Here is a 3,175-nt window from a genome sequence, read left to right as displayed (position 1 = left end):
GGTTCTTGAATTCACCTCGTTACTCCAAAATCACGCACAACGTCCCGCCGGCTTGCTGCAGGTGGGGATTTTTGTTCCTTTAGTTTGTTTATTCCTAAAGCCAAATATATAAAAAAATGTTGGAGTTTTCCCTAAAACCCCACTTGCTGCAAACCGCTGTTAGCAGTAGTACCTATTCTTTAGTATTAAACTTTTCTTTCATTTCTTCTTCCTGCTTAATTCTGAGTTCTTCATAACTTTTCAGAAAATCTTCATCAGGAACAATTTCCTCTATAACAGGTGTAATTGAACTAAGAAAACTTGAAAGCTGTTTTTTTTGATTGTTTTTGTCATAATTAATAAAACTTCTCATCATTTCTACTGCTCCAGTCTTCTTCAATTCCTGCTTTTTCTTATTACCTATCATTGATAAAGTAACTCTTAACCAAATGCTTAATGTAAAGCATAATATGTCAAAACAAATTCTATATATACTTTCATCATCTAAGCCTTCTTTTGAACCTGAAAAATTAGATAAGAATTTATTTTTCTTTTCTGGAATAATTTCAAAACACTTTGTAAAGCTATCTACATATTTTATATGGGCAAACTTATTTCTAATTTCTGCAAAAAGTTGGAAGTCAGAAATTATTTCTTTTGGTATAAATTTCAAATCAACCAAAAGATTAACTCTATGATTAAAACTTAAAGAAGCACTTTTATAACCGAATGAAATTGATTTATCTTTTTCAACGTCTAACAACATTGATATAATTTGGGAAATTGATTCTTCAAAATCAACTCCTGCTTCAATTACTTTTGCTCTGGTGGTTTCCATATGGTGAGTTCTAAGGTATTACTGCTAACGTCCCGCCGGCTTGCTGCAGGTGGGGATTTTTGTACCTTTAGTTTGTTTATTCCTAAAGCCAAATATACAAAAAGAAGTTTGGTTTTTCCCTAAAACCCCACTTGCTGCAAACCGCTGTTATGCGTTCGGCTTTTATTCCCATTTCTGTTGATTCAATTCTATTTTTTTCAAACTAAATATTTTTACATTTTTGTTTTTTGGAATGAAAATTATTTTATTTCTTCTCAGAATTATAAGTTGATTGACAATGTATTTTGGATTTGCAAATGCACCGAAAATTTTTTCATCTTCTATTTCTTCTTTAGAAGGTTGAGTATAACTATTCAAAATTAAAGTATCTCCATTATGGATTTTCCAAGTTCCAGTTGATAAATTTTCACCACCTACATCTTCAAAAACAAAATATTCGAAAGTTTTATTTTTGTTAAGTTTAAGTTGAGTACAAGCATACTTCGGCATTTTACATTTACCGTACAATTCTGAGTCTTTCATTTTCGTAGCACAAGAAATTAAGACAAAAAAAATAGAGATAAAGATTATTTTATTCATTTGCTATTTTTAGTTAATGACTTTGCCGTTTCGTTTAGACAAGCTGACGCATAACGTCCCGTGGCTTTGCGAAGTTTGGGGATTAGTTTACCCAAAAGTATAAATTTAAGACTAAGTTTACAAATACAAAACCACCATAAAATTAAGCCTTAAAGCCCAAATTTCGCAAAACCACTGTTAGCAGTAGTGTTTATTTTAATTTACTACTAAATATTCCAAATACAATCGCAATAATTATCATTGCAAACAGATATATCATTCCGTTTCTTTTTTTCTTTGTTTCTACATAATATTTATAAGAGAACGGTATATTGTATCTCTTTGAAATAGCTTTAAGTATTTCATTCGCAAATTCATAAGATTTTGTTTGACTACTTAGTTTTGTTTCTTCAATTACGCAAAATCTAAAAAACTCTTTTGGCTCTGCTTCGCTTTTTTTAAGGTAATATATTACAGCTTCCTGAGTTTGATAATATCCTTTATGATGTATATCTTCTATTTCAAATTGGAATTCAATGATTTCTTCAGGAATGAGGATGATTTCTTGAAATTTTAATCTTTCGTTTAATGATATTTCCCAGCTTACGGTTTTATTGGCAAGGAATAAATATTCGCACTCAATTTTTTCGTTGCTGATTTTAATGTTACAGTTTTTATGTGATAATATCATTTGATTTGTTGCTATTTAGGCAGTTTTTTCAACATTACTGCTAACGTCCCGCCGGCTTTGAGCTGGTGGGGATTTTTATTACTGTTGTTTACAAATATACCGAAAAGATTGAAAGAAAAAACCTAACTTCGGAGAAGAAAGTACAAACGCTAACCATTGCCGATAAATCCCTAAACCCCCACTTGCTCAAAACCGCTGTTATGCGTAGTTGCAATTCTCAAAATGAATAAGTATAATTTTGGTTAAATATTTTCTTCAATTATTCTTAGAGGTTGAGTTCAAGTTTTCTAATTTTTGTCTTCTTTAGAGGATTCATTTTTTTTAAAATTATACCTAAATAGGAAAGCCATTAATAAACCAAAAACTGAAGCATGCAGGATAAACCTCCATAATCGAAATCCATTTCCTCCAATATAATCATCCCCAGCCATTAAACCTGCATAAATTAACCCTGAAATAAAAAAAGTTTTTATCATTCTTTTAGTAATCGGTTCCATGTTTTTTATCTTTTTTGTTTTTTTTCGACTTTTTTTAAAGCAATTACGCATAACGTCCCGCCAGCTTGCTGAAGGTGGGGGATTGGTTACCCAAAACTAACGATTTAAGATTAAGTTTCCAAACACAAAACCAACATTAAATGCAGCCTTAAAGCCCCACTTGCAGCAAACTGCTGTTGTGCGATCGTTATTTCATATTCTTAAATAAATAAAAGTTGTCTAAAGAAAGTTAAGGTGGTTTTTATTTAAACTTATCTAAATATCATATATAGTTGCAAAAACCATTAAGGTTATTGAGGAAATTAGAAATAATATTGACAAAAAAGACTTAGTGCCAAGAGACCATTTTTCAAGAGACCATTTTTTGAAATTAATAACCAATAAAACTATCGTTAATAAAATAAATGGAATAGTTATTAATTCAAATATTGCGTCTAAAAAATTATTAAGCTTAATATTTTTATAGGAAAGGAAAACTAAAGTTGAGAAATATAATAAGGTTAAAACACTTAAAATTGGTTGAATATTTTTTTTCATATTTTCTATAATTAATCGGGAATACATCCGTTTCGTTTTTTTATAATGTCGCACAACGTCCCGGGGCTTTATGCA

General features: G+C 30.2%; 5 protein-coding genes. All 5 read right to left on the bottom strand.

The window, feature by feature from the left end:
- Positions 1-172: 172 nt before the first annotated feature.
- Positions 173-817, bottom strand: coding sequence for a hypothetical protein (locus FLJC2902T_RS15610; protein WP_023580775.1), 645 nt, complete (start codon positions 815-817; stop codon positions 173-175).
- A 162-nt stretch (positions 818-979) separates the two neighbouring features.
- Entirely contained in the window at positions 980-1,396 is a 417-nt protein-coding gene (locus FLJC2902T_RS15605; RefSeq protein ID WP_023580774.1) for a hypothetical protein, read from the bottom strand.
- Between the two features lie 190 nt (positions 1,397-1,586).
- Positions 1,587-2,066, bottom strand: coding sequence for a hypothetical protein (locus FLJC2902T_RS15600; protein WP_023580773.1), 480 nt, complete (start codon positions 2,064-2,066; stop codon positions 1,587-1,589).
- 287 nt (positions 2,067-2,353) lie between these two features.
- The gene (locus FLJC2902T_RS15595; RefSeq protein WP_023580771.1) at positions 2,354-2,563 is read right to left on the bottom strand and encodes a hypothetical protein; all 210 of its coding nucleotides are present in this window, start codon (positions 2,561-2,563) and stop codon (positions 2,354-2,356) included.
- A 255-nt stretch (positions 2,564-2,818) separates the two neighbouring features.
- A partial coding sequence (locus FLJC2902T_RS16355) for a hypothetical protein (protein WP_035679365.1) occupies positions 2,819-3,175 on the bottom strand: 357 nt, incomplete at its 5' end.

The sequence above is a fragment of the Flavobacterium limnosediminis JC2902 genome (genome assembly GCF_000498535.1).
In the GTDB taxonomy this organism is placed as follows: Bacteria; Bacteroidota; Bacteroidia; order Flavobacteriales; family Flavobacteriaceae; genus Flavobacterium; species Flavobacterium limnosediminis.
This window is presented reverse-complemented; position numbering and strand designations above follow the sequence as displayed.